This window comes from Fictibacillus sp. FJAT-27399 (genome assembly GCF_001510655.1).
Classification (GTDB): domain Bacteria; phylum Bacillota; class Bacilli; order Bacillales; family Fictibacillaceae; genus Fictibacillus_C; species Fictibacillus_C marinisediminis.
Genome location: NZ_LMVC01000002.1, coordinates 489,302 through 516,217, shown reverse-complemented (window position 1 = coordinate 516,217; position 26,916 = coordinate 489,302). Strand labels below are relative to the sequence as shown.

Genomic DNA, 26,916 nt, shown 5'->3' with positions numbered 1-26,916 from the left:
AGACTTGACTTCCTTGATTTAAACAGTGGCCCCGGCGAGCCGGGGCCATCTTTTATTACATGTTGCTGATGAGTTCGTCGGCAAACTCAGAACATTTCACTTCTGTAGCGCCGTCCATCAAACGAGCGAAATCATAAGTGACTACTTTGCCGGCAATCGCTTTTTCCATAGCATTTGTAATGAGTTTAGCTGCTTCTTGCCATCCAAGGTGTTCAAGCATTAATACACCTGAAAGGATAACAGAAGAAGGGTTAACTTTATCCAAGCCCGCATATTTAGGAGCTGTACCATGTGTAGCTTCAAAGATCGCATGTCCAGTTTCATAGTTGATGTTTGCTCCAGGAGCAATTCCGATTCCGCCTACTTGTGCAGCAAGTGCATCAGAAATGTAGTCTCCGTTAAGGTTCATTGTCGCTACAACATCGAACTCTGCAGGACGAGTAAGGATCTGTTGAAGGAAGATATCAGCAATAGAATCTTTTACGATAATTTTGCCAGCAGCTTCTGCATCAGCTTGTGCTTTATTCGCAGCATCTTTTCCTTGCTCTTCAACAATACGGTCATATTGAGCCCAAGTGAATACTTTATCGCCGAATTCTTGTTCAGCAAGCTCGTAGCCCCAGTTTTTGAAAGCACCTTCTGTAAATTTCATGATGTTTCCTTTGTGGACAAGTGTTAAGCTCTTGCGTCCTTCGCTGATTGCATACTGAAGGGCAGCACGAACAAGACGTTTTGTCCCTTCAGAAGAAACCGGCTTAATTCCGATACCTGAAGTTTCAGGGAAACGGATTTTCTTTACTCCCATTTCTTCCTGAAGGAAAGAGATAACCTTCTTCACTTCATCAGAACCGCTCGCATATTCAATTCCAGCATAGATATCTTCTGTATTTTCACGGAAGATGACCATGTCTGTGTCTTCCGGACGCTTAACAGGTGAAGGTACACCTTGGAAATAACGAACCGGGCGAAGACAAGTGAATAAGTCCAGCTCCTGGCGAAGCGCCACGTTTAATGAACGGATACCTCCGCCAACCGGCGTTGTAAGAGGTCCTTTAATTGCGATTATGTAATCGCGGATCACATCAAGTGTTTCTGACGGAAGCCATTCACCAGTTTCGTTGAATGCCTTTTCTCCGGCAAGAACTTCTTTCCAGACGATTTTCTTTTCACCGTTGTATGCTTTGTCTACTGCTGCTTCAAGAACACGTGATGCTGCCGCCCAAATATCAGGGCCAGTCCCATCTCCCTCAATAAAAGGAATAATTGGCTGGTTAGGTACGTTTAATACCCCGTTATCTACTGTAATACGCTCTCCATTTGACATGTTGCTCGTCCTCCTATCTAAAATCTCTTACTTTTCTATCCTACTAAAATAACTTTCAAAAGAGAAGAGTAACCCCTCTTCTCTTTTCTTTCTAAGAATTAGCGTTCAGAAAGCGGTGTGTACTTTTGCATGGATGGTCCGGTATAATCTGCACGCGGACGAATCAGACGGTTATTCTCATATTGTTCAAGAATGTGGGCAATCCAGCCTGATACACGGCTCACCGCAAAAATCGGTGTGAAAATATCGTGAGGGATGCTTAGGCTGTGGTATACGCTTGCAGAATAGAAGTCTACATTCGGAAGAAGTCCTTTTTCTTCTTTCAGCAGCTCTTCTAATTTCACAGACATGTTATACCATTTTTCTTCACCTGTTGTTGTTGTCAGCTGTTTGCTCATTTCACGAAGATGTTTCGCGCGAGGGTCCCCGCTCTTATATACACGGTGCCCAAAGCCCATGATCTTTTGTTTGTTATCGATCGCATTTCTTAAGTAGCTTTCCACGTTCTCTTCACTGTTGATTTCGCTGAGCATTTTCATAACTTGCTCGTTTGCTCCTCCGTGAAGAGGTCCTTTTAGGGCACTGATTGCTGCAGTAACACCAGAATACATGTCAGATAATGTAGCCACCGCAACACGTGCTGTAAATGTTGAAGCATTTAGCTCATGGTCCGCATGAAGAACCAAAGCCTTGTTAAACGCTTCCACTGCAACTTCGTCTGGCTCATTGCCAGTAAGCATGTATAGGAAGTTTGCCGCGAGACCGAGATCCTTGCGCGGAGCAACCGGTTCTTTTCCTTCACGGATCCTTGCAAACGCTGTGACAACTGTTGAAATCTGCGCTTGAAGTTTTACCGCTTTTCTGTAATTTCCTTCGGTAGACATATCCTCAGCATCTTCATCATACATTCCAAGCATGGAAACCGCTGTACGAAGAATGGCCATTGGATGTACACCTTTTAAAGGAAGCGATTTCAAATGTTGGATTAAATCATCAGATACAGCGGCTTGCTCAGCAAGCTCTGCTTTGAATTGATCAAGTTCCTTTTCATTAGGAAGTTTTCCATTCCACAATAAATATACTACTTCCTCAAATGTTGCGTGGTCTGCCAAGTCATCAATACTGTACCCTCTGTATGTCAGTACATCATCAATGATTGAGCTGACAGATGAGGTTGTGGCTACTACACCTTCTAATCCTCTTGTTGCTGTCATGGTTATCTCTCCCTTTCTAAATTCTCTTTCTCCTTTAATAGAAAAGCACAAAACCAAAAAACTCTTATAAGTAAGAGCTTACATTTCTAGCATATAAAGAAATGTAGACTATTTAAAGGAATTGGAACATATAAGTCAATTATAAACAATAAACAGGGCTTTGTGAATGGAAATGGCTTTTTTCGTTGTTTACGCACTGAAAAATTCGACAACTTTCATTGCCATATACGCAATTCCTGCCCCGATTAATGGGCCTACAGCAACTCCGTTTAAGAAAGCTACAGCAAGAATGGTGCCGAAAACAAGAGCTGCTGTTATATGCGGATCATCTTGAAGAAGGGTGATCCCTTTTGATGCGATGATGGCTACAAAAATTCCTGAAAGCAAGGCAATCCACGCAAAGGAGGACTTCAAAGCTTCCTGAAGCTGCTTAAATCCGATGTCACCTGTAGCGATCGGAATCAAAACGGCAATCGTGATGATCGTAACGCCCCAATTGATGCCTTTCTGTTGGATCAGCGGAAAGACCTTATCTCCAATGCCTGTAAATTTAAGGACAAGCAGTACAGAGAGAGCAATAATCAGGGACTGATTTTTCGCTATGATTCCAATGGCCAGCAAGATGACCAAAAATAATGTTGACTGCATGATGGGTAGCCCTTCTTTCTATTTTGCTAGTGACCGGGAACGGATGGTGAAGATATGAACAATGAGTATTTGCACCGAATTCTGCGCTTCTTCCTCATAGTATGTTTATTTTCCATTGTCTTACTTGCCTGTTTTTTTCTTTCCAAAGTGACGTACCCTTTTATCCTTGGTGGAATCATCGCCATGTCCATCAATCCATTCGTTAACTTTTTAGAAGAAAAGGGTAAAATGCACCGGGGATTTGCCGTTTTTACAGCTCTTCTGCTTCTTATTGCCGCACTTGCAGGAGCGGTTTTGCTCCTGATGCGAGAAATTTTTTCAGGTTTCGCCTACTTGGCACATGTTCTTCCTGATTACAGTAAAACGCTGGTACAATACATGGAAATCTATTTCAAAAATAAAATCCTGCCGCTTTATAATGACATCAACCGCATGTTTAACAATCTCGACAACGGCCACCAGCAGACAATCATGAAAAATATCGATGAAGTCGGAACCCACATTACTACAACAGTCAGCAACCTGGCGCAGGATACCGTCAACCTGATTTCTGCTGTTCTTGTCAGTCTTCCAAGCCTTGTTTCTGTGCTCGTATTTTCAATTCTCGCTGCTTTTTTTGTTTGCAAAGACTGGTATCGTCTTTCCGGATATCTCCGAAAGATTTCTTCCGATAAGTGGATAGCGAGTACCCGGACCGTCTATATCGAGCTCCGCAAAGCACTGTTTGGTTTTGCGAAAGCTCAATTGACGCTCATATCCATTACAGCCTTTATCGTATTAATCGGCCTATTGCTTCTTCGGATAGAATATGCCATTACGATTGCTTTGTTAATTGGTGCGGTGGACCTGCTGCCCTATTTAGGAACAGGAGCGGTATTCATGCCCTGGATCGCCTATACTTTTGTTTCCGGCAATTACCCGTTAACTGTCGGGCTTTCCGTCCTCTATGGCGTGGTCATCATCCAGCGTCAGCTGACTGAACCAAAAATCCTTTCCTCGACCATAGGGCTCGATCCTCTTGCCACACTCATTGTTCTGTTTGTCGGGTTCCAATGGTTCGGATTCCTCGGCCTTCTGATTGGACCAGCCTTCCTTGTTATCATCCGTGCCCTGCACCAGGCTCAGTTCTTTCATGAAGTGTATTATTTTATTAAAGGGAAGAGCTGAAACGCCTGTTTCGGGTTGGTTGTTTACCATAAATGTGTTTTGGCGGATAAAAGAACGATTTCGGCGGGTAAACCTCTCATTTCCGCGCGTATTCAGATGACGCTCCAATTTAAACCCCAGCCAACACCTTGAATAAACTTATTTGTTCAAAAAACAAGAAGAGAGCCTCCGAATGGATGCTCTTTTATCGTTTCCAATAGAAATTATACTGTCCGGACTTAATTTTCCGCTGAAAATAACGCAATAGCTGAACTTTAGCTATTGAACGCGTCGGCGGAAAAAGCAGCAGGAAGCCGAAAATGTCAGAGATGAACCCTGGGGTGAACAAAAATACGCCTCCCGCAAGGATACAGATACCGTCAATCAGTACGGTGCCTGGCACCTGGCCGTTTTGCAGCTGGCTCTGTGCATTTCTGAGAGCGTTAAGCCCCTCTCTCTTGGCCAGCCATGCTCCCAAAAGGCCTGTGAAAATGATTAATGCTACGGTAGGAATCGGGCCAATCAGATTCCCTACCCACACCAATATTCCTATTTCAGCGGCGGGTATGATCAGCAGCAATACAAATAAGATCCTGAACATAAAAGTTGCTCCTTTTAGAAAGGTTTCCATTTTGAAAATCAACAATTTGGATTAACAAAGCCTAAGAAAAAAGAGAAGGATGGACTCCTTCTCTTTTTATGATAAATTATAGAACGTTTTTATGCCCGTCGTAGATATCGCCTTTAGAAGCGTCAACTGTAATTTCCTGTCCGTCTTTTAGAAGCTTTGTAGCGTCTTGAAGGCCGACAATAACTGGTTTGCCCAGGCTGATGCCGACTACTGCTGCATGGCTGGTCAAACCGCCTTCTTCAGTAATGATCGCCGCAGCTTTTTCTATTGCTGGCATCATTTCACGGTCTGTTCCGATGGTTACCAGGATGTCGCCTTCGTTAACGTTTGAAGCTTCTTCTGCATTTCGTGCAATAACAACCTTACCAGTTGCAGATTGCTGTCCGATGCCTTGTCCCTTAGCAAGTACATCACCGATAACGTGAACTTTCATAAGGTTGGTTGAACCTGTTTTGCCTACAGGAACTCCAGCCGTAATTACGACTATGTTTCCATGTACAACCAGGTTGCTTTCAAGTGAAGAATCGATTGCAATCTGGAACATTTCATCCGTAGTATTGGCTTTCTTCCCTTTAACAGGGTGTACTCCCCATACGAGTGATAGCTTTCTCATTACATCTTCATGGCTTGTCACCGCGATAAGAGGTGCCTTTGGGCGGTATTTAGAGATCATGCGTGCTGTCATTCCGCGTTCAGTCGCAGTGATCACCGCATCTGCTTCAAGATTTAAAGCTGTAAAGGAAACCGATTGAGAAATGGCATCGGTGATCGTTGTTTTGCTTTCCTTGCTGCGCTGAGATAGGATGTTTCGATAATCTAATGCAGATTCTGCACGTTTAGCAATCTTATGCATCGTTTGAACCGCTTCAACTGGATACGTTCCTGCAGCTGTTTCACCAGAAAGCATGATCGCATCTGTACCGTCAAAGATTGCATTAGCCACATCACTTGCTTCTGCACGTGTCGGACGAGGGTTGCGCTGCATGGAATCAAGCATTTGGGTTGCTGTGATGACAGGTTTCCCTAGTTCATTACATTTTTTGATCAGCATTTTTTGTACAAGAGGCACTTCCTCAGCAGGAATCTCCACGCCTAAGTCACCGCGGGCAACCATCAAGCCGTCAGATACTGCCAGAATCTCATCAATATTTTCGACACCTTCTTGGTTTTCGATCTTAGGGATGATTTGAATGCTTTGTGCATTGTTTTTTTCAAGGATCTCACGGATCTCTAGAACATCTGTTGCACGGCGTACAAAGGAAGCAGCGATGAAATCAATTCCCTGCTCGATACCAAACTCAATGTCCTTAGCGTCCTTTTCTGTAATACCTGGAAGCTTCACGCTTACGTTTGGAACGTTTACGCCTTTTTTATTTTTTAAAGTTCCGCTGTTCAAAATCTTTGTCGTGATTTCTTTGGAACCAACATGTGTAACTTCAAGCTCAATCAGGCCATCGTCAAGCAGGATTTTAGAGCCGACATGAACATCATCAACAAGTCCCGGGTAGGTTACAGAAATCTTCTGGCTTGTCCCTATTACTTCTTCCATAGAAATAACAAGCTCTTCACCTGACTGAAGTTCCGCAACTCCGCCTTCAAGTGTTTGTGTACGGATTTCCGGGCCTTTTGTATCTAAAAGAATCGCAACAGTCTTACCAAGCTTGGCAGACGCTTCTCTAATATTTTTGATACGCGCCCCATGTTCTTCAAAATCTCCGTGGGAAAAGTTTAGACGAGCCACATTCATACCTGTTTCAATGAGCTGTGTTAACTTCTCCACACTTTCACTTGCAGGTCCGATCGTACAGACTATTTTTGTTTTACGCATGGGTCTTCCTCCTGTATTTTGCACTTCATAAAACATGCATTTAGTTAAATTAGATAGATAGTTCTTGAGACAGACGATACATGCCTTGGTCGATCTGGTGTTTGCTTGCCAATACTTCTGTAATGTCATGATCTACCAAAACATTTTTTTGCACACCAACTGTTCGTCCGGCTTTGCCTTCGAGCAGCAATTCAACAGCTCTGGCGCCCAGACGGCTTGCAAGCACGCGGTCAAATGCCGTAGGAGATCCTCCGCGCTGGATGTGCCCCAACACCGTAACCCGTGTCTCAAGGTTTGTTTTTTCTTCGATCTGCTTGCCGATCTCAACCCCGCTGCACACACCTTCAGCCACAATGATAATACTGTGTTTCTTGCCACGTTCAATTCCAAGTTTCAATCGATTGATAATCTGTTCCATTTCATGCTTTTCTTCAGGTATAAGAATGGATTCTGCGCCATCGGCAAGACCAGCCCATAAAGCAAGGTCCCCCGCGTCACGCCCCATAACTTCAATAACATAGGTTCTGTCATGAGAAGTTGCAGTATCACGAATTTTATCAATCGCTTCAATGATCGTGTTTAAAGCAGTATCAAATCCAATGGTAAAGTCGGTGCCCGGAATATCGTTGTCAATCGTACCAGGAAGTCCAATCGTAGGAAAACCGTGTTCAGTGAGTTTCTTCGCCCCTTGGAACGATCCGTCTCCGCCGATCACGACAAGGCCTTCAATACCATATTTTTTTAGCTGTTCAATCCCTTTAGCTTGTCCTTCAGGTGTTTTGAACTCTTCACATCGTGCGGTACGAAGCATCGTGCCTCCTCTGTGAATGATATCCCCAACAGAACCAACCTCAAGCTTTGTAATGTTACCAGCGATTAATCCTGCATAACCATTGTATATGCCATAAACTTCAAGATCATGAAAAATCCCCTTACGAACTACAGCACGAATGGCAGCGTTCATACCTGGTGAATCTCCTCCACTTGTAAGAACCCCAATTCGCTTCATCTAATTTCCACCTCTCAAGTATTCTCATCTTATTAAAATATCATGTTCAAAACTTCAGCACAATAGACAACAAAAGACAAAAAATGCGCTCTCTCACTAGGGAGAGAGCACATTCCTTATTTCATCGCAATGGAACCGTTTACAAACGTAAATTGTCCCATTTTTTTGTATTTTTCATATCGCTGTTCAACAAGCTCTTCTTCTGACATTTTTTGGAGGTTGGAGAGTGATTGCTGTAAAACAGCATCGATACGCCTTGCCTGTTCAGCAGAATCATGATGGGCGCCGCCTTTAACTTCTTCGATCACTTCGTCGATTACACCAAGTTTCTTTAGATCAGGAGCTGTAATTTTCATAGACTCTGCAGCCAATTTTGCTTTTGTAGAATCTTTCCAAAGGATTGAAGCGGCTCCTTCAGGAGAAATAACGGAGTACCAGGAGTTTTCCAGCATATGAACATGATTCCCTACTCCAAGGGCTAAGGCCCCGCCGCTGGCTCCTTCACCGATGATGATGCAGATGATCGGTACAGTAAGCCCTGCCATCTCTATAAGGTTCCTTGCGATCGCTTCGCTCTGTCCTCTTTCTTCAGCTGACTTCCCGGGAAATGCTCCTTTCGTATCAAGAAGGCAAATGACCGGGCGGGAAAACTTTTCAGCCTGTTTCATCAATCGAAGAGCTTTGCGGTAACCTTCCGGATGCGGCATCCCAAAGTTTCTTCTGATGTTTTCTTTCGTATCTCTTCCGCGCTGCTGTCCGATCACCGTTACCGGCTGGCCATGGAACATTCCGATACCGCCGACAATGGCTTCATCTTCACCAAACAGACGGTCCCCATGAAGCTCAATAAAGTCTGTAAACAGGGAAGGGATGTAGTCTAGTGTTGTTGGACGCTCAGGATGGCGGGCAACTAGTACACGGTCCCATGGAGTCATATTCTCATACGTATCATTTTGAAGAGCGCTCAGCCTCTCTTCCAAAGAGCTGATTTCATCAGTTAAATCGATGCCTTTTTCCTGCATGAATGACTTTAACTCAGCGATTTTCTTTTTAAGCTCTGTGATAGGACGTTCGAATTCTAATTCTCCGACCATGTCTATTCCCCCCTTCCTGAATGGATTTTTAATACTGTAGTCAATGTATCTTTCATTTCGTCTCTTGGAATAACTTTATCGAGCTGTCCATGCTTAAGCAAGAACTCTGATGTCTGGAAATCTTCTGGCAAATCTTCGCGAATGGTCTGTTCGATGACCCTGCGGCCGGCAAAACCGATCAATGCCTTAGGCTCTGCAAAATTATAATCTCCAACCGATGCAAAGCTTGCGGAAACGCCGCCGGTAGTCGGATGCGTCATGACCGATATAAATAACAGTCCCCGGTCGCTCAGCTTTTTAAGTGCCACACTTGTTTTGGCCATCTGCATTAAGCTAAGAATTCCTTCCTGCATCCTGGCTCCTCCGGAGGCAGTGAAAATGAGAAATGGAATCTCTTTTTCAATGGCTTGTTCGATCGCTCGTGTAATTTTTTCTCCAACGACCGATCCCATGCTGCCCATCCTGAAGCGTGAATCCATGACAGCGATAACGGCCGGATAGCTGTTAATCGTGCCGTCACCTGTAACAACAGCTTCGTTTATCTTTGTTTTTTTTCTGTCACTGTCTAATTTTTCAAGATAACCCGGAAATTCAAGCGGGTTTACTGAGACCATATCCTGATCGTATTCTGTAAAGCTGCCTTCATCTACAAGGCTTCCAATTCTCTCATAAGAGGACATCGGATAATGATAGTTGCAGGATTGGCATACGAGCAGATTCTTTTTCAGTTCTTTTGTGTACATAATGTGTTTGCATTCAGGACACATGGTCATGAGTCCCTCAGGCACATCCTGTTTCATTTTTTCGGTTGGAATTGTGGCATATTTCTTCTTCTTGGCGAAAAAATCCTTTAACAAAATAACACCACCTATACTATAAACTTAATGTCACAATTCACTAGACATTAGCTGAATGACTTTCTTGCTGTCCCCGTTTATTAAATGCTCCACAATCTGTGAGCATTCCCCTGAGTCAAGAAGAAATGTATTCCCATGCAGCGATAAACCATAACCGGACAATTCAATCCAGAGCCTGTAAAGCAAATGATTATCGCATAATTTAATCACAGTATCCTTAAATTGATAAGAAAGCTGCTGAAGTTGATTGGGATGATCCACTTCGTTTATTTGTTGAAGCAAATCATTCAGGCTTTCAACATCTGCATCATTGATTCGTTGTACAGCAAGTTCTATACAATCACGGATGATAATCGATTTTGTTTCTAAGAGATCCTGCTTCGCTTTTTTGTCGTGCAAAATAAACGAAGCAAGAACCTCTACAAGCCGGTGGCCTGTAGCGGGCTTTATGAACGTGCCCTCTCCCCTTCTCGTTTCAATCAGTCCAAGAAGCTCCAGAGACCTTAAAGCTTCTCTTACGGAAGACCGTCCAACATGCAGACGGTCTGTGAGTTCACGTTCTGACGGCAGCTTGTCACCGGCCTGAAGGTTATCTTCTTCAATAATCGTTTTAATCTTCTTTATGATCTCAACATAGACTTTTTCAGATGTTCCTGACAACTGTCCAGCCTCCCCTGAGAACCTTTTATTCTTTTCCAATCAATGAAAGCTGCATCGTTTTTTCAGCAATTTTCTCAGGATCTACTTTAATCCGTGCAACTCCTGTTTCCATAGCTGCTTTGGCAACGGCTGCTGCAACAGCAGGCGCAACACGCGGATCGAATGGAGCCGGAATCACATAGTCCGGATTTAATTCACTTTCGGCAACAAGATTAGCAATCGCGTTAACCGCGGCAATCTTCATTTCTTCGTTTATGTGCGTTGCTCTTACGTCAAGAGCACCCCGGAAAATCCCTGGAAAGGCTAGCACGTTATTAACCTGGTTAGGAAAATCGGAACGACCTGTACCAATTACCATCGCGCCTGCTGCTCTGGCGTTCTGCGGCATAATTTCCGGATTCGGATTAGCCATCGCAAAAATGATTGGGTTCTCATTCATGGAACCGATCATCTCTTCAGTCAGTGCTCCCTCAACGGATACTCCGACGAATAGATCGGTTCCGTCAATAACCTCTTTAAGTGAACCTTCTTTTTTGGAACGATTAGTAAACTTGGCCACTTCGCTTTTTACACTGTTCATTCCAAAAGGACGGCCTTCGTAGATCGCACCTTTAGTATCACACATCACGATGTCTTTTACACCGAAACGGTCCAGCAGCTTAATGATAGCGATACCTGCAGCTCCGGCGCCGTTAACGACAACTTTAATCTCTGACATCGAACGATTAGAGAGTTTAAGTGCGTTAACGAGACCTGCCAATGTAACGATCGCTGTACCATGCTGATCATCATGGAAGATCGGAATATTGGTCTCTTTTTTCAGACGTTCTTCCACAAGAAAGCAGTTAGGGGCTGCGATATCTTCCAGGTTTACACCGCCGAATGTAGGCTCAAGAAACTTTACGGTCTCAACAATTTTATCCACATCTGTTGTGTTCAGACAAATCGGAAACGCATCTACGCCCGCAAAGCTTTTGAAAAGAACTGCTTTTCCTTCCATGACCGGCAATGCTGCTTCCGGACCGATATTTCCCAGTCCGAGAACAGCTGTACCATCAGAAACTACAGCAACAGTATTGCCCTTCATCGTATATTCATAGACCTTGGACTTGTCATCATAGATATCTTTGCACGGCTCTGCCACTCCCGGAGAGTAAGCAAGACTCAAATCCTTTGCATTTCTGACAGGAACTTTAGGAGTAGATTCCAGCTTTCCTTTGTTCACTCTGTGCATATGCAGGGCTTCTTCTCGTAAAATAGACATCATTTCATCTCCTAATTTTATTAAGTTAAGTAATATCAAATGGTTTGGTGAAGCAATGTCCTTAATTGGCAATGTGTGCTTATATCCATCATAAAACAATCTAATTGGTGGTCAGACCACCATTCATTGACTTATTTATTATAACAGATGCATGCAGGCTGTAAAGACATTACTTCCCTTTTAAAACCACGTTTTCAGCCCCAATAAGCTCTTTAATTTTCGAGAGAAGCTCTGTGGTGGGGGCAATCAATTGGGATAGCTTTACGCTTTTGCGGTCCTGTTCATAATACAGAATGACTTCGGCATTTCCATGGCTGGAACGCAGAAGATCCTTGAGATGATTCAAGCGGGTAGAAGAGGGATTCTCTTGTATTTTTAAATACAGCACTTGCTGTAGTTCTTGAACTTCTTCCCGTTCATTGAGGGAGGAGAGCAGTCCCGCTTTATTAAGCAGTACCTGCCTTACTCCTTCCTTCTCCTCAAGAGTACCTTCAACTAGCAGAAATTCACCTTTCTGCAAAAGTTCGTGATAGGCTTTGTAAACCTTAGGAAAGACGACAAATTCTATTTCTCCAGACTCATCGCTTCCCGATAAGAAAGCCATCAGTTCGCCTTTTTTCGTCTTAATGGTTCTTGCTTTGGTCACCATGATGCCTAAACGTACTGCGGATTTGGCACTTTGCCTTAGCGCCTGCCCGATCGAAACGGCACTGAATCTGTCAAGGACAGGCTGATATTTTTTCAGAGGATGGCCGGATAGATAAAACCCGAGCGCCTCTTGTTCAAACTTCAAGCGTTCTGTCTCTTGAAAAGGAGGAACTTCCACATATTCCGGCTTCCTGATGCTGTCCTGTTCTTCAAACAGCTGAAATTGATTTTCTTCACGATAAGCCTGCACTTTATCTCCATACTCTATCGCCCGGTCCAAAGAGGCGAGAAGACAAGCTCTATCCTGTCCAAAATCGTCAAGCGCTCCCGCGAAGATCAACGATTCGAGCGTGCGCTTGTTTACAGCCTTGGCAGGAGAAAAGGCACAAACATCGAACAAATCGTGAAACGGATGCTGTTCCCTTACGGCAATAACATGTTTAATTGCTTGATAACCGGCGTTTTTTATGCACAACAGACCAAATCTAACACAATCTCCTTCAACAGTAAAATGGAGAAAACTGCTAATAATCGAAGGAGGCTTTACCGTGATGTTTTTCTCTGCACATTCTTTAATGTATTGTTCAATTTTTTCAGGATTGCCGGTGACGCTTGATAATAGAGCGGCCATAAAGTAGAGCGGGTAATTGGATTTTAGATAAGCAAGCTGGTAGGCGATGACACTGTATGCTGCAGCGTGGCTTCTATTAAATCCGTAATCCGCAAACCGGACGATTAAGTCATAGAGGCCGTTCGCGGTATGCTCATCATGTCCTTTTGTTAGACAGCCCCGCACAAAGTGCTCCCGTTCCCGATCGAGTACATCCCGCTTTTTTTTACTTACCGCTCGCCTCAGAAGGTCAGCTTCACCAAGAGAGAAACCTGCCATTTCCGAAGCAATTTTCATGATCTGTTCTTGATAAACGATAACTCCGTAAGTGGGTTTCAGGATCGGTTCAAGATCGGGATGGCGGTACTCCACACTGCGCTGTTTATGTTTTCCGGCAATATAATCCGGGATGTTCTGCATCGGACCCGGCCTGTAAAGCGCATTTACTGCCACGATGTCTTCAAATTCTGTCGGCTTTAATTGCTGAAGCACCCTTCTCATCCCGTCTGATTCCAGCTGAAAAATGCCAGTCGTATCTCCTTTGCTCAGCATTTCAAATGTAGATGAATCATTAAAAGGAATTTCGCTAAGATTGATCTTCCTTCCTGTTCCTTTCTGTACCAGCGAGCATATTTCTTCCAGCAAGGTAAGATTTCTCAGTCCAAGAAAATCCATCTTCAGCAGTCCGATCTCTTCAAGCCATTCCATGCTGAATTGAGTCAGAGGAATTCCTTCATTTCCAGCCTGCAGAGGAGTGTATTCGGTTAACGGTCGGCCGCTGATAATAACGCCCGCCGCATGGGTGGAAGCATGACGGGGCAGCCCTTCGAGCGTGCCTGCAACTTCAAGGAGTTTTTGGACCTGAGGTGATTCTTTTATCTGCTTCTGCAGTCCGAATGATTCCTCTGCTGCCCTTGACAGGGTCATCCCTGGACGAGAAGGAATCTGCCTGGATACCGAATCCACCAAGTTTCCCGGCAAATTAAGCACTCTTGCTGTATCACGGATCGCTGCTTTTGCCGCGAGTGTCCCAAACGTAATAATCTGTGCTACACGCTCATTCCCATACTTTTCTTTTACATATTGAAGCACTTCATCTCTTCTGATGTCCGGAAAATCAATATCGATATCGGGCATCGTGACCCTTTCAGGATTTAAAAACCGTTCAAACAGGAGATCATGCTTAATCGGGTCAACGTCCGTAATACGCAATACATAAGCTACGAGCGACCCTGCTGCTGATCCCCGCCCCGGACCGGTTTTCATTCCTGATCCATGGGCAAATTTCATAAAATCCCAGACGATTAAAAAGTAATCATCGAACTTCATCTTATGGATAATGTCCAGTTCATAATTGAGCCGTTGAAGTACCTTTTCATTTGTTTCACCGTATCGTACTGCTGCACCCTGCAGACAAAGCTCTCTCAAATATACTGAAGAATCAGTGCCTTCAGGAAGTGGAAACTCGGGAATCAGCTGCTGGCCGAACGCCAATTCCACATTACAGTCGGCAGCAATCTTCGCGGTTGCGTCAATGGCACCAGCCAGATGATTAAACCGCCGTTGCATTTCCTCAGAAGAGATCAAATAGAACTCCTCTGTCGGCAGAACTTCCCGCTCTGGTTCATTGAGCTTCTGCCCGTTCTTGATGCAGAGCAGCACTTCGTGTGATTCGGCTTCTTCTGGATGAATGTAGTATGTTTCATGGGTGGCTGCGAGAAGAATATTTTCTTCTTTCGAAAAATGTTCAATCTCAAAATTTATATTTTTTTCTTTTCCTGTTCCATGGTCCTCTACCCCTAGATAAAAATGAGGGCCAAACCAATTCCGGTATAGCCGGCAAGCCTCTTTCGCCCTGTCTTCTTCTCCCCTTGCGATAAACTGCTGAATTTCCCCTTCTGCTCCGGAAGAAATGGCCAGAAGCCCGCCATTATGGCCCTTCAGCACGTCTTTTTGCAATGCGGGCACCGCAGACGTTTCTTGCATGAGTTTCGTGCTGATCTTCAATAAGTTCTGATATCCTTCATTATTTCTGGCGTAAAGCAGGAGCTTGCCGATCTCCGGTTTTTGCCGTTTGTCAAACACTGGGCTGAGCAGGAGATTTACCTCAAGCCCAATAATCGGTTTGATGCCCTGCTTCATACATTCTCTATAAAAAGGGATAACCCCGTACATGTTCAGCTTATCCGTGATGGCAAGAGCACGGAATCCAAGTTCCTTTGCCCGATGAATAAGCGGCTTCAGCCGGCAGGAACTTTCAAGCAAACTGTATTCTGTATGTATATGCAACGGAACAAATGTCATTGCACCACTTCCTAACATCTCATTTAATTCTTATTATAATACATCATCCTAACGTATAGAAAACATGCATATTCCCTTCAGCGTGTCCATAAAAATAATACAAAAGGGAGGATGGCGTATGAGGGATTTTCTGTCCACGATCATTATTACTTTTTTTATTGCATTCGGCGTCATTCTTGGAGGAGCCATCATCGGCGGCCTTGCTTCTTTTCTTGTTGGAAAAGCCCCCTTGATGGAAACAGTCGACCTGGCCAAAAAGCTGAAGATCTGGGCAATTGTTGCTGCAATGGGCGGTACGTTTGATACCATAACAAACTTTGAGCGCAGTTTTTTAAACGGTGCTACCTATGAAATTGTGAAACAGCTGGTCATCATTTTCATCGCGATGGCAGGTGCCAACACAGCGATGCTGCTGCTGCAATGGCTGACTCAGGAGAATTTGAACTAACATGAGAATTCCTCCTTATTTCAACCGAAAAGGCTATCAGCGTTTCTTTTCAGGAATAATGCTGGGATTCATTATCGGATGGCTCTTTTTCTTAATGCAGTACGGTATGACTGTCGAACATTACGTCAGCACGATAAAGGAACAATCCCATCATATCGCTGATCTTAAAGAGCAGATCGCCCAGTGGAAGAGCACCTATGAAAAAAGCAACGAAGACAATGAAAAAAAGCTGCGCGTACAAAAAATAAAAGTATTCGTCACCAACAATCATACACTTAAACTTTCACAATTAACGATTTACGAGATCTCTGAATCTGTGCAGGATCAGCTTGAAAACCTGCTTGGAGAAGATATTGAATCCATTTATAAAACGCGGATGCTCCTCTATAAGGCGATTGAAAACAAGAACTATGTAGTTGATGGCGAAAAATACAAAGTTGTCGTCGATCAGTTATTTTTATACACAACCGTGGAAGTTCATGTGAAAATCATACCCGAAGGATGAACCGGCATGTCCTGAAAATAATCCAGTTTTACTGTTTTGTGACAATTCAAACAATCTGATAGCATTTTTATGCAGGATTGTTTAAAATATAAGAAAAGAAAGCAAGACAGAGGGGGTATTTTGCTTGATTATTAATCGTAAAGAAATCGCGCGTGAGCAGGTCAAAAAAATACAGAACGGTTTTTCTGCCTTTGCCGAAACAAAAGAAGTAGCCGAACTCATAAAAAAAGAACTGATGAAGCTGAATATTCCCGTTCATGAAGATGTGACGGATATCGGTTCATGGTTCATCCCGGAAAAATCCTAAACATAAAGACCCTGACTAGCAGGGTCTTTTTGTTTGCTTTTAGTTTGCAGATTGATAATCTTTGCATAGCTTTACCAGGTCTTGGACCAGTCGTTTTGATTCTTCTTCACTGTAGATGGTAGCACCTGATGCTCTCGGATGCCCTCCCCCGTTATAACGCATCGCAAGCGTATTGATCACTGGCCCTTTAGAGCGAAGCCGTGCTCTGATCTGTCCGGGCTCGTCAACGAAAAACACCCACGCCAGCATTCCTTCCACATTGGCAAACGCGTTGACAAGCAAAGAAGCTTCACTGACCGTAACGCCATACTCTTTTAAAATCTCCGCCGGCAGATGAATATACCCTGCGCATCCATCAATAATTTTAAAGTTCTGCAGAACATAACCATTCAGCCTTGCCGTATTCTCATGAACTTTATAAAGATTATCAAATATCTCCTGAGGATTGATCCCTTTCTTTACGAGTTCTCCTGCTGCATAATAGGTTTTCACAGTCGTATTGCTGTATAAAAATCGGCCGGTATCACTTACAATTCCCGCGTACAGCAAACGTGCAGCATCCTTGGTTAAAACCAGTCCTTTTTCCTTCCCATGTTCGTACCATTCATAAATCATCTCGCTCACGGAACTGGCCCCCGTATCGACCCATATCTCATCGCCGTATGGATCTTCATTCGGATGATGATCGATCTTAATCAGTTTCTCTCCCAGTTTAAACCGTTCATCACTGATTCGTGGTGAATTTGCTGTATCACAGACAATGACCAGCGCACCCTTATAGGTCTCATCTGTAATCTCATCCATTTTCACGAGAAAGGTTAGTGAAGGATCTTCCTCACCAGTTAGATAAATTTCTTTTTTCGGAAAGCTTGCTTTGATGATCTCGGCAAGTCCTCCCTGTGAACCAAGTGCATCCGGATCTGGCCGTATATGCCGGTGTATAATGATTTTATCGTAAGCTTTAATCATTTCCAGTATCTTGTCTTTCATCGAATATCTCTCCCTTTTCTTTCCTAAGCTTCTGGCAATTCTTTTCTTCAACGATTACAATGGAATAGGATTACTAACATGGAGGTCAGAAGAAATATGCCGTTATTTGTAATTTTAATTGTGGTTTCTCTTTCATTTTACATCTTTTATAAAGTAAAAGAAGTCCGATCTAAAGCTTCCTATGAAAAAAGCTGGATTGGTTCTAAAGCAAAAGTGGCATTGGGCGTATTCTTACTTTCATTCGGACTGAATGAATTCACGATGGTGGATGACAAAATCCAGCTTTGGATCGCTATCGTTTTTTCAGTGTACGGCTTGTTTATGATGGTTGCCGGATATAAAATGTACAAGCATTTTCTTCCCCTGGCCATTGAGGAAGCAGAGAATTCCCGTTCGGTTCAATGAATAAAAAAAGGGTGACTCAAGTGAATACAAGCTTGAGCCATCCTTTTTTTTGAATTTAAGACAAAGAAGTAGTGTCCAGCTTCAGCGCTTGCCGGACCAAAACATGAGCGCTTGCGCTTTTCTTATTATGACCGGTGACCGATCAATTGTGCCAGGAGCAGCGCCTTGCCAACGACCGCTCCATCATGATAGAGCTCAACATCCACTTTTCCAAACTTTCTGCTGACCTCAAGTACCCGCGGAACAATCTCAATCATACTTTCCATCTGCACAGGTTTGATAAAATAGAACGTTAGATTCTCGACGACAATGTCGCCTTTTTTTATCTTTCTCAGTGCCCGGCTTGCCCCTTCAATAACCAGTGTTGTCATAACGCCGTAGGATACCGTCCCCAGGTAATTCGTCATCTGCGGAGTCACTTCGAATTTATACTTTGGGCCTTGTCCATCTTTAACCTCTGAGATGGAAGCGGTGATCAGATCGTCAAACGTTTCACCGACCTGAGGCTGCTTTTGAATCATCTGCAAAGATTTCAGGACATCTTGCCGTGTCAAAATCCCAAGCAGTTTTTGGCTGTTATTAACTACAGGTAAAAGCTCGATCCCTTCCCAGATCATAATGTGAGCGCAGGAAGCTACCGAAGTCTTATGGTTCACTGTGATCGGCGAACGGGTCATGACCTTGTCAACGGGTGTATACCTGTCCATTCCAATAATATCCTTTGACGTAACAATGCCGACTACCTTCATCTGACTGTCAATGACAGGGTACCGGCTATGCTTGGTTTCATGATTCAGCTCATACCACTTTTCTATGTCATCTGCTGTGGTCAGCAAATGGGTGTTCTCAGCCGGTATCAAAATATCGGAAGCCAAAACGATTTCCTTTTTGATCAATTGGTCATAGATGGCTCTGTTGATCATGGTTGCTACTGTAAATGAATCATAGCTCGTTGAAATGACAGGAAGCTTAAGTGAATCAGCAAGCCTTTTCACCTCTTCTGTCGTGTCAAACCCACCCGTGATCAGTACAGCTGCCCCGGCGTTCAGTGCCAGCTCATGGACTTTCTCCCGGTTCCCGACAATCAGAAGGCTGCCCGGGTCGACATATTTCATCATGGCATCGAGCTTCATCGCACCGATGACAAATTTGTTCAGTGTTTTATGTAATCCTTCCCTGCCGCCAAGCACTTGGCCGTCCACAATATTAACAACCTCGGCAAAGGTCAGTTTTTCAATGTTCTCTTTTAACTTCCGCTCAATCCGTATCGTCCCCACCCGTTCAATCGTGCTGACGACTCCCTGGTTCTCAGCTTCCTTGATCGCCCGGTAAGCTGTACCTTCACTGACAGATAAGGCTTTTGCTATCTGCCGGACCGAGATTTTGGAACCGATCTCAAGAGACTCAATATATTCAATAATTTGCTCATGTTTGGTAGCCACGTTTTTCCACCGTTCCTTTGGCTTCTGTTTTATCTGTTCTACTAAGATTGATTAATACAGATTATACAGACATTAAAACAGAAACTCAATAATTCTTAAGGCGGGTTTCCCTAGAATCCTCATTATATTCACTCTTGCGCTGTTTTGGATCTTCCAATAATTCCCCCAGTGCCATCCAAAAACCTTTCGTCTGTGCTATAAAAGCAATGCAAGCAAATGTGAGCCAAATGACAGAAAATACAAAAGAAGGACTGCCGGACTTTGAAAAATGCAGGTGGGGTATTCCATATACAAGAAGCGCCAACAGAGATAAAGCTTTTAACGTACGGTTACTGGCCATAATAAAAACCTCCTTATCCCATGCTTATGCATCATGACAAGGAGGCAGACTAAACATACAGCTATCTTTCGATGGATTCACCCGGTTTCAGAACTTTACCTTCCACTTTTAAAGAAGATACAAACTGATCAGCATCCTGCTCGATGAGTGGGAACGTATTATAATGGATCGGCACCGTAATCTTGGCGTTCACCCATTCAGCAGCTGTGGCAGCGTCTTCCGGCCCCATCGTAAAATTGTCACCGATCGGCAAAAACGCCACATCAACATTATTTCTCTCACCAATCAGCTTCATATCCGAAAATAAAGCTGTATCACCTGCATGATAGATGGTCTTTCCTTCAGCAGTAAATAGGATACCTGCAGGCATCCCGGCGTATACGACCGTGCCGTCTTCTTCCGTAAAGCTGGAGCCGTGGAAAGCCTGGGTCCATTTCACATGGCCCCACTCAAATTGATGGCCGCCTCCGATGTGCATCGGATGGACGTTCAGCCCCTTGGTTCCAAAATATTCAGCCAGTTCAAATGGGGCAACAATTAAACTGTTATTCTTTCTTGCGATTTCTTCCGCATCGCCTGCATGGTCATTGTGTCCATGTGTCAGCAGGATGACATCCGGCTTTACATCCTCAATATCCACCACAGCAGTATCATTGCCTTTAATAAAAGGATCAATCCAGATGGAATGTTTTTCGGTCTGGATCTCTACCGCAGATTGTCCGTGAAAAGTCAGCTTCATTTTCAACATCTCCTTTTACTTTCTCATTTCTACAATTCGGAATAGTACCTTCATTTCCTTCTCATTTCCGTTTTTTCTGCTCCTTAAACGCCGCTTTTCTTGAGGGGCTTCGTTTACATCCCATATCCATAGTGATACATTGAAAGTATAGGATATCTCCACCGTTACCAATATAATCCGTCATACATAAGAAAGGAAGATAAAGATCATGCGAAAAATTGAAGCACTCTCAACTTGGCTGAAAGAACAAAATATTCAAGGGGCTTTTGTTACGTCAACGGCCAATGTTTACTATTTGTCCGGTTTTCGGTGTTTTCCACACGAGCGCCTTCTAGGAGTTTTTGTTTTCCAGGACAAAGAACCAATTCTTGTCTGTCCCGGAATGGAAGAGCTGCAGGCAAGAAACGCCGGATGGAAGCACGAGATTATTGGTTTCTCAGATACTGACAACCCTTGGGAGATGCTTTCTGAACGCATCAATGATCGAGGCATTACTTCAGTGGATTCCATCGCCGTTGAAAAAGAACACCTTTCTTATCATCGCGGCATGCAGCTGTTAAACCTGTTCCCTAATGCATCCCTCGTTTCAGTGGAGCATGAACTGAACGCCATGCGGCTGATCAAAAGCGAGGACGAAATCTCTATTCTTCGTGAAGCAGCCCGTCTTGCAGATTTTGGAGTAGAAACGGGCATTGCCGCTATCGGAAAAGGCGTTACTGAACTTGAACTCGTTGCAACCGTGGAATACGCACTTAAGAAAAAGGGAGCAGCAGAAATGTCGTTTTCAACCACCATTCTGGCAGGGGAAAAATCGGCCATGCCTCACGGAAACCCTGGAATGAAAGAGATCCAGCCCGGAGATTTTGTCTTGTTTGATCTTGGTGTAGTCGTGGACGGATATTGTTCAGATATTACAAGAACAGTCGCTTATCAGTCTGTTTCTGAAAAGCAAAAAGAAATTTATGAAATCGTTAAGAAAGCACAGCAGGCATCTCTTGATCTCAGTAAACCAGGCACCCGTGTCGGAGATCTCGACCTGGCCGCAAGAAAAGTGATTGAAGATGCCGGCTATGGCCAATATTTCCCGCATCGCATCGGCCACGGCCTTGGTCTTGATGTTCATGAGCATCCTTCCATGAACGAAAAAAATAACGATAAGCTGACCAAAGGCATGGTCTACACGATCGAACCAGGGATTTACCTCCCAGAAGTTGGCGGCGTCCGAATTGAAGATGATGTGTATATCACTGAAAACGGCCATGAGTGCCTCACTCAGTTTACGAAAGAACTGGTAATCGTTAAATAAGAACAGACATAAAAAAGCGGATCCGCAAAGGATCCGCTTTTCTTTATTTATCAATAAACTCGTGCACAGATTTATATTCCAGTCCATGAGCTTCTGCTACGGCTTCGTATGTGACATACCCTTCCAATGTATTGATTCCTTTTAAAAGAGCTTCATTTTTCCGGCAAGCTTCTTTATATCCCAGATTGGCGATCTGCACGGCATATGGGACGGTTACATTCGTAAGAGCGATCGTTGAAGTTCTAGGCACCGCTCCAGGCATATTGGCTACAGCATAATGAAGAACACCATGCTTTTCATAGGTTGGATTGTCATGCGTTGTGATCTTATCTACCGTTTCAAAAATTCCGCCTTGGTCAATGGCTACGTCAACTATCACTGATCCCGGCTTCATGGATTTGATCATTTCCTCAGTAACCAGCTTTGGTGCCCGAGCTCCCGGAATAAGAACTGCACCGATCACCAGGTCTGATTCACTGACCGCCAGTGCGATATTTAAAGGATTGGAGATCAGGGTATTAATTTCCGCACCAAAAATGTCATCCAGATGTCTTAGCCTTTCAGGGCTTAAATCAATGATCGTAACATCTGCCCCGAGACCCATTGCAATTTTCGCTGCATTCGTTCCGACGACACCGCCGCCGATAACGGTTACTTTTCCTCGTTTTACTCCCGGTACGCCGCCAAGCAGAATTCCTTTTCCGCCTTTTGGCTTCTCAAGGAATTGAGCACCGATCTGTGCAGACATCCGTCCCGCCACTTCACTCATTGGCGTCAAAAGAGGAAGTGAACGGTTGGGCAATTGTACCGTTTCATAAGCAATGCCCACTACTTTGTTATCAATCAGCGCTTTTGTTAACTCAGGTTCAGGAGCAAGGTGCAGGTAAGTGAAAAGAATGAGTCCTTCCCTAAAATATCCGTATTCCTCAGGAAGAGGCTCTTTCACCTTCATGACCATATCCATGGACCAAGCCTGATCTGCGGTCTGAACAACCGTACCTCCTGCCTTTTCATACTCGCTGTCATGAAAACCCGAACCTTCTCCCGCACCGGTCTGAATGTATACCTCATGGCCGGAAGCCACTAAGTTCAAGACGCCTGCGGGTGTCATTGCCACACGGTTTTCATTATTTTTCACTTCTGTAGGAACACCGATCTTCATTTTTTCATCCTCCTCATTGTATGCCAATGATTAATTATGTAAAAACGTGTCAATGTCTATTGTTAACATACCACTAAAAAAATAATATAAAAGCCAATTAATTATTTACGATGCCTATTGATCACATCGAGCCCCCCGGTAGCTGAAATGATGCTGCCTGTTACCATGTCTGAGTTCTCTTCGCAGAGAAACGCGATCAGGCGGGCGATATCCTCCCCTGTGCCAGAACGTCCAATCGGAGTGTCTTTATCTTTTAAAACTCTCGCTTCTTCAATTCCGGCTTCCTTCATGTCACCGATAATATTTCCTGGACAGACCATATTTGCCGTTATGCCATGCTCTGCTTCCTCTAGCGCGATCGTTTTTGTTAAAGATACGAGACCCACTTTCGCTGCGCTGAAGGCTGAACGGTACACCCAGCCAGGAGTATATTCTGCATCCTGGAATCCATAGGTGATGATGCGGCCAAAGCCATTTTTCCTCATCACTGGTATTGTTAATTTGAGGAAATGGTATACGGAGCTCAGATTTCCATCGATCATCTCATACCATTCATGGTCTTCGTAATCGGCAAGTTTTTTCCGTTCAAACACATAAGGACCTGCATTATTGATGAGATAGTCGATGCGTCCAAACCTTTCCATTGCTGATTCACAAATGTGCCGGATATCTTCTTTTTTTGTCACATCACCTTTTATAAACTGTATCCGGTCCTCATCGCTTTTCCATTCCCGCTTTAGCTGACTCACCGCATTTTCGTCACTTCGATAGTTTACAGTGATGGAACACCCCTGCTTGATTAGCTGTTCTGACACTTTTTTGCCCAGTCCTTTAGATCCTGCTGTAACAATGGCATGCCTCACCGTTCCACCTCCCAGAAGCCTCGTGTAATAATAATGTCTGAATGTCTTATCTTACTACTTCATTATCATTGTAACCATTTCCACATAACTAAGTCTATTCAGGACCATAGCGATCCGATATTAAATACAGACAAAAAGGTAAATTAAAAAAAGCAGAATGACAAAGGTCATCCTGCTTTTTCTGTCTTTCTAATTATTGGAGGCTTTCTTCATCTTCAGCTTTTGATTCAGACTTTCCTTGATCGAGGTAGTCCACTACCCCGCTTTGGTAGGATTCGTTGATCTGCTGCTGTACGGTAATTTCATTTTCCTGATCAAAATCCACAAATGATGCTGGTTTTTTTTCTGGCATGCTCATCCTCCTTCATGATTTTAACCATATTGTTCTCTAATGAAGGAGAAAATAGTGTGCCACAATCTGGGTAATCAGATCTTAGTTTTAGCAATCTCAAGCGCAGCTCGAACGGCTTCAAACCCTGTTCCGCCTGCGGAATTTCGTCTAGAAACAACGGTCTTCGCCTGAAGGACATCAAACACATCCTTTTCAAAACAAGATGAAGCCGCTAGGTATTGATCAAACGAAAGATCCAGCAGGTACACGTTCTTCTGGATACAAGTCAGCACCAGTTTACCTACAATTTCATGCGCCTCACGGAATGGGATGCCTTTGTTAACAAGATAATCAGCAAGTTCTGTCGCATTGGAAAAATCGGATGAGACCGCTTTTTGCATGTTTTCCTGGCGGACCGTAATGCTCTCTATCATGCCGGTAAAGATGGACAATGAACCCTTTAATGTTGTAACCGCATCAAATAAAGGCTCTTTATCCTCCTGCATATCTTTGTTGTAAGCAAGTGGAAGTCCTTTCAACACCGTAAGCAATGTGGTAAGGCTTCCATATACACGGCCTGTTTTGCCGCGGATCAGTTCAGCCATATCCGGGTTCTTCTTCTGCGGCATCATGCTGCTTCCTGTTGCAAAGGAATCACTGATCTCAACAAATTGAAATTCCTGAGATGACCAAAGAATCAGCTCTTCGCAGAATCGTGACAAATGCATCATCACAAGGGAAGCATTACTGCAGAACTCGACCAAAAAGTCACGGTCGCTTACTGCATCTAGGCTGTTTTGATAGATATCTTCAAAGCCCAGAAGCTGAGCTGTGAACGCTCTGTCGATCGGAAAAGTCGTTCCCGCAAGTGCACCGGCACCGAGAGGACATAGATCGATACGCTTCATGCTGTCAGAAAGACGTTCCTTGTCACGCTGAAACATCCAGAAATAAGCCATAATATGGTGAGCAAAGGATACAGGCTGAGCTCTTTGAAGATGTGTATAACCTGGCAAGATGGTTTCCACGTGCTCTTCAGCAAGAGACACTAATACTGTTTGAAGCTGATTGATCTGCTCGATGAACGAAGAGACCTGCTTTTTCATGTAGAGGTGGATGTCAGTGGCTACCTGGTCATTCCTGCTTCTTGCGGTATGAAGCTTACCGCCAACAGGGCCCACCTCGTCTGTCAAAAGCTTTTCCAGGTTTAGATGGATGTCTTCATAGTCCACTTTGTACTCCAGTTCACCGTTTTGTGCTTTTTTTAACAGCGTCTGTAGTCCGCCTCTGATTGTCTCTGCTTCTTCCTCTGTAATGATTCCGCATTTGGAAAGCATTGTAACATGGGCAATGCTTCCCGCGAGATCTTCTTCTACTAGTTCTTTATCAAATGAAATGGACGCACCGAATTCATCGACCCATTGTTCAGCCGCTTCGGTAAATCTTCCTCCCCATAATTTAGTTGTCATACTTTCACCCCGTTATGCTGCACCTTGCTGCTCACTTTTGTGGGAAGCCCCCATAGGGAGATGAAACCAACAGCATCCTGATGGTTAAATGTATCCTGTGTTGAGTAAGTTGCAAGTTTTTCATCATAGAGAGAGAACGGTGACTTACGGCCTTCTACGATGGCATGCCCTTTGAACAGCTTAACACGTACAACACCTGTCACATGTTTTTGTGTTTCCTGTAAAAAGGCTTGCAGTGCCTGGCGGATTGGAGAGAACCAAAGACCTTCATAAATAACTTCTGTAAGCTTCTTCTCAACGACCGGTTTAAAGTGTGCCACTTCTTTCACAAGCGTGATGTCTTCCAGCTCACTGTGTGCTTTCAGCAATGTAACCGCAGCAGGACATTCATATATTTCTCTTGATTTAATACCCACCAAACGATTTTCCACATGATCGATACGTCCGATGCCATGGGCTCCGGCCACTTTATTCAATTGCTGGATCAGCTGTTCCAAGCTGTAAGGAATGCCATTTAAAGCTACCGGAACACCTTCTTCAAATGTAATTTCGATCATATCCGGTGTGTCAGGTGCTTCCTCCAGAGGAGCCGTTAAATCATATGCATCCTCTGGGGGAGCCACCCATGGGTCTTCCAATATTCCGCATTCGTTGGCTCTGCCCCAAAGGTTTTGATCGACAGAATAAGGACTGTCCAGTGTGGCAGGAATCGGGATATTATGTTTTTTTGCATATTCAATCTCTTCATCACGCGACCATCCCCACTCACGTACAGGAGCAATGACTTCAAGATCAGGGTTCAACGCAGAAATGGAAACTTCAAATCGAACCTGATCGTTTCCTTTCCCGGTACAGCCATGGGCCACAGCATGAGCTCCGTACTGTTCTGCAACCTCGACCAATTTTTTAGCGATCAGCGGTCGGGAAAGCGCTGAAAGTACAGGGTATTTCCCTTCATACATTGCATGGCCTTGAAGAGCCGGCAGTACATAGTCCTGAGCAAACTCTTTTTTTACATCTAAGCTAATGGATTCGATGGCTCCAACCATCAGAGCCTTCTCTTTAACAAACTCCAGGTCCTTTCCTTCTCCTACATCAAGACCAAGTGCGATCACATCGTATCCTTTTTCTTGAAGCCATTTAATTGCTACTGAAGTATCCAATCCGCCTGAATATGCCAATACCACTTTTTTATTTGCCATCTATAAAACTCCTTTGCATTAAAATACTTAATTATAAATTTTTATACATTCATAAATAAAAATAAAAGAAGCTGCTCACTGCAACTTCAGATTATATCTTCTGAAACCACTATAACAACATTAGAGTATTTTTTCAATAATTATTTATCAAAATGTATAAATATTAGTTT

The 26,916-nt window shown here is 43.9% G+C and carries 26 protein-coding genes; 6 read left to right on the top strand and 20 right to left on the bottom strand.

Annotation, left to right across the window (positions count from 1 at the left end):
* Window positions 1–55: 55 nt before the first annotated feature.
* The 3 genes from icd to AR335_RS07650 all read right to left on the bottom strand — a co-directional run bounded on the left by icd (window position 56) and on the right by AR335_RS07650 (window position 3,186).
* Window positions 56–1,324, bottom strand: coding sequence for an NADP-dependent isocitrate dehydrogenase (gene icd / locus AR335_RS07660; RefSeq protein ID WP_062233885.1), 1,269 nt, complete (start codon window positions 1,322–1,324; stop codon window positions 56–58).
* A gap of 98 nt (window positions 1,325–1,422) precedes the next feature.
* Entirely contained in the window at window positions 1,423–2,538 is a 1,116-nt protein-coding gene (gene citZ, locus AR335_RS07655) for a citrate synthase (RefSeq protein WP_062233882.1), read from the bottom strand.
* Between the two features lie 189 nt (window positions 2,539–2,727).
* On the bottom strand, window positions 2,728–3,186 hold the full coding sequence (locus AR335_RS07650; protein ID WP_062233879.1) for a DUF441 domain-containing protein: 459 nt from the start codon (window positions 3,184–3,186) through the stop codon (window positions 2,728–2,730).
* 54 nt (window positions 3,187–3,240) lie between these two features.
* Here AR335_RS07650 and ytvI point away from each other — a divergent pair, with 54 nt between their 5' ends.
* Window positions 3,241–4,353, top strand: a complete 1,113-nt coding sequence (ytvI, locus tag AR335_RS07645) for a sporulation integral membrane protein YtvI (RefSeq protein WP_062233877.1) — start codon at window positions 3,241–3,243, stop codon at window positions 4,351–4,353.
* 184 nt (window positions 4,354–4,537) lie between these two features.
* Here the strand turns inward: ytvI and AR335_RS07640 are convergent, their stop codons facing one another.
* The 8 genes from AR335_RS07640 to AR335_RS07605 all read right to left on the bottom strand — a co-directional run bounded on the left by AR335_RS07640 (window position 4,538) and on the right by AR335_RS07605 (window position 15,237).
* Complete coding sequence (locus AR335_RS07640) at window positions 4,538–4,933, bottom strand: FxsA family protein (RefSeq protein WP_053357586.1); 396 nt, start codon at window positions 4,931–4,933, stop codon at window positions 4,538–4,540.
* A 106-nt stretch (window positions 4,934–5,039) separates the two neighbouring features.
* A complete protein-coding gene (gene pyk / locus AR335_RS07635) occupies window positions 5,040–6,791 on the bottom strand; it encodes a pyruvate kinase (protein ID WP_062233874.1) in 1,752 nt (583 codons plus the stop codon).
* A 49-nt stretch (window positions 6,792–6,840) separates the two neighbouring features.
* Window positions 6,841–7,800: a 6-phosphofructokinase gene (pfkA, locus tag AR335_RS07630; protein WP_062233872.1), complete on the bottom strand. Its 960-nt coding sequence runs from the start codon at window positions 7,798–7,800 to the stop codon at window positions 6,841–6,843.
* Between the two features lie 116 nt (window positions 7,801–7,916).
* Complete coding sequence (locus tag AR335_RS07625; RefSeq protein WP_062233868.1) at window positions 7,917–8,894, bottom strand: acetyl-CoA carboxylase carboxyltransferase subunit alpha; 978 nt, start codon at window positions 8,892–8,894, stop codon at window positions 7,917–7,919.
* Between the two features lie 2 nt (window positions 8,895–8,896).
* Entirely contained in the window at window positions 8,897–9,751 is an 855-nt protein-coding gene (gene accD / locus AR335_RS07620) for an acetyl-CoA carboxylase, carboxyltransferase subunit beta (protein WP_053357582.1), read from the bottom strand.
* Window positions 9,752–9,781: 30 nt separating this feature from the next.
* The gene (locus tag AR335_RS07615; RefSeq protein WP_062233865.1) at window positions 9,782–10,411 is read right to left on the bottom strand and encodes a FadR/GntR family transcriptional regulator; all 630 of its coding nucleotides are present in this window, start codon (window positions 10,409–10,411) and stop codon (window positions 9,782–9,784) included.
* A 25-nt stretch (window positions 10,412–10,436) separates the two neighbouring features.
* Window positions 10,437–11,675, bottom strand: a complete 1,239-nt coding sequence (locus AR335_RS07610; protein WP_062233862.1) for an NAD(P)-dependent malic enzyme — start codon at window positions 11,673–11,675, stop codon at window positions 10,437–10,439.
* A 169-nt stretch (window positions 11,676–11,844) separates the two neighbouring features.
* Window positions 11,845–15,237, bottom strand: coding sequence for a DNA polymerase III subunit alpha (locus tag AR335_RS07605; protein ID WP_062233859.1), 3,393 nt, complete (start codon window positions 15,235–15,237; stop codon window positions 11,845–11,847).
* A 118-nt stretch (window positions 15,238–15,355) separates the two neighbouring features.
* Here AR335_RS07605 and AR335_RS07600 point away from each other — a divergent pair, with 118 nt between their 5' ends.
* The 3 genes from AR335_RS07600 (at window position 15,356) to AR335_RS07590 (ending at window position 16,497) form a co-directional block, all read left to right on the top strand.
* Window positions 15,356–15,685 carry a YtrH family sporulation protein gene (locus tag AR335_RS07600; protein ID WP_053357578.1) on the top strand — a complete coding sequence of 110 codons (330 nt, stop codon included), beginning with the start codon at window positions 15,356–15,358 and terminating at the stop codon, window positions 15,683–15,685.
* A gap of 1 nt (window position 15,686) precedes the next feature.
* On the top strand, window positions 15,687–16,190 hold the full coding sequence (gene ytrI / locus AR335_RS07595) for a sporulation membrane protein YtrI (RefSeq protein WP_062233857.1): 504 nt from the start codon (window positions 15,687–15,689) through the stop codon (window positions 16,188–16,190).
* Window positions 16,191–16,314: 124 nt separating this feature from the next.
* The gene (locus AR335_RS07590; protein ID WP_053357576.1) at window positions 16,315–16,497 is read left to right on the top strand and encodes a hypothetical protein; all 183 of its coding nucleotides are present in this window, start codon (window positions 16,315–16,317) and stop codon (window positions 16,495–16,497) included.
* 39 nt (window positions 16,498–16,536) lie between these two features.
* Here the strand turns inward: AR335_RS07590 and AR335_RS07585 are convergent, their stop codons facing one another.
* Window positions 16,537–17,487, bottom strand: coding sequence for a DHH family phosphoesterase (locus tag AR335_RS07585; protein ID WP_053357575.1), 951 nt, complete (start codon window positions 17,485–17,487; stop codon window positions 16,537–16,539).
* 96 nt (window positions 17,488–17,583) lie between these two features.
* On the opposite strand from AR335_RS07585, the gene AR335_RS07580 reads away from it, so the two are divergent.
* Complete coding sequence (locus AR335_RS07580; protein WP_053357574.1) at window positions 17,584–17,892, top strand: YtpI family protein; 309 nt, start codon at window positions 17,584–17,586, stop codon at window positions 17,890–17,892.
* A 125-nt stretch (window positions 17,893–18,017) separates the two neighbouring features.
* On the opposite strand, the gene AR335_RS07575 is transcribed toward AR335_RS07580, so the two are convergent.
* The 3 genes from AR335_RS07575 to AR335_RS07565 all read right to left on the bottom strand — a co-directional run bounded on the left by AR335_RS07575 (window position 18,018) and on the right by AR335_RS07565 (window position 20,413).
* The gene (locus tag AR335_RS07575; RefSeq protein WP_062233854.1) at window positions 18,018–19,334 is read right to left on the bottom strand and encodes a CBS domain-containing protein; all 1,317 of its coding nucleotides are present in this window, start codon (window positions 19,332–19,334) and stop codon (window positions 18,018–18,020) included.
* 85 nt (window positions 19,335–19,419) lie between these two features.
* A complete protein-coding gene (locus tag AR335_RS07570; RefSeq protein WP_062233851.1) occupies window positions 19,420–19,674 on the bottom strand; it encodes a hypothetical protein in 255 nt (84 codons plus the stop codon).
* Between the two features lie 61 nt (window positions 19,675–19,735).
* Complete coding sequence (locus AR335_RS07565; protein WP_062233848.1) at window positions 19,736–20,413, bottom strand: metal-dependent hydrolase; 678 nt, start codon at window positions 20,411–20,413, stop codon at window positions 19,736–19,738.
* 205 nt (window positions 20,414–20,618) lie between these two features.
* Here AR335_RS07565 and AR335_RS07560 point away from each other — a divergent pair, with 205 nt between their 5' ends.
* The gene (locus tag AR335_RS07560) at window positions 20,619–21,719 is read left to right on the top strand and encodes a M24 family metallopeptidase (protein WP_199805088.1); all 1,101 of its coding nucleotides are present in this window, start codon (window positions 20,619–20,621) and stop codon (window positions 21,717–21,719) included.
* A gap of 43 nt (window positions 21,720–21,762) precedes the next feature.
* Here the strand turns inward: AR335_RS07560 and ald are convergent, their stop codons facing one another.
* The 5 genes from ald to AR335_RS07540 form a co-directional block, all read right to left on the bottom strand.
* Entirely contained in the window at window positions 21,763–22,881 is a 1,119-nt protein-coding gene (ald, locus tag AR335_RS07555; protein ID WP_062233842.1) for an alanine dehydrogenase, read from the bottom strand.
* A gap of 101 nt (window positions 22,882–22,982) precedes the next feature.
* A complete protein-coding gene (locus tag AR335_RS07550; RefSeq protein ID WP_062233839.1) occupies window positions 22,983–23,744 on the bottom strand; it encodes an SDR family oxidoreductase in 762 nt (253 codons plus the stop codon).
* A 193-nt stretch (window positions 23,745–23,937) separates the two neighbouring features.
* The gene (locus tag AR335_RS23800; protein ID WP_156316352.1) at window positions 23,938–24,096 is read right to left on the bottom strand and encodes a hypothetical protein; all 159 of its coding nucleotides are present in this window, start codon (window positions 24,094–24,096) and stop codon (window positions 23,938–23,940) included.
* Between the two features lie 74 nt (window positions 24,097–24,170).
* Window positions 24,171–25,544, bottom strand: a complete 1,374-nt coding sequence (argH, locus tag AR335_RS07545) for an argininosuccinate lyase (protein ID WP_062233836.1) — start codon at window positions 25,542–25,544, stop codon at window positions 24,171–24,173.
* Window positions 25,541–26,746, bottom strand: coding sequence for an argininosuccinate synthase (locus tag AR335_RS07540; protein WP_053357566.1), 1,206 nt, complete (start codon window positions 26,744–26,746; stop codon window positions 25,541–25,543). Before AR335_RS07540 ends, argH begins: the two co-directional genes overlap by 4 nt.
* Window positions 26,747–26,916 lie beyond the last annotated feature (170 nt).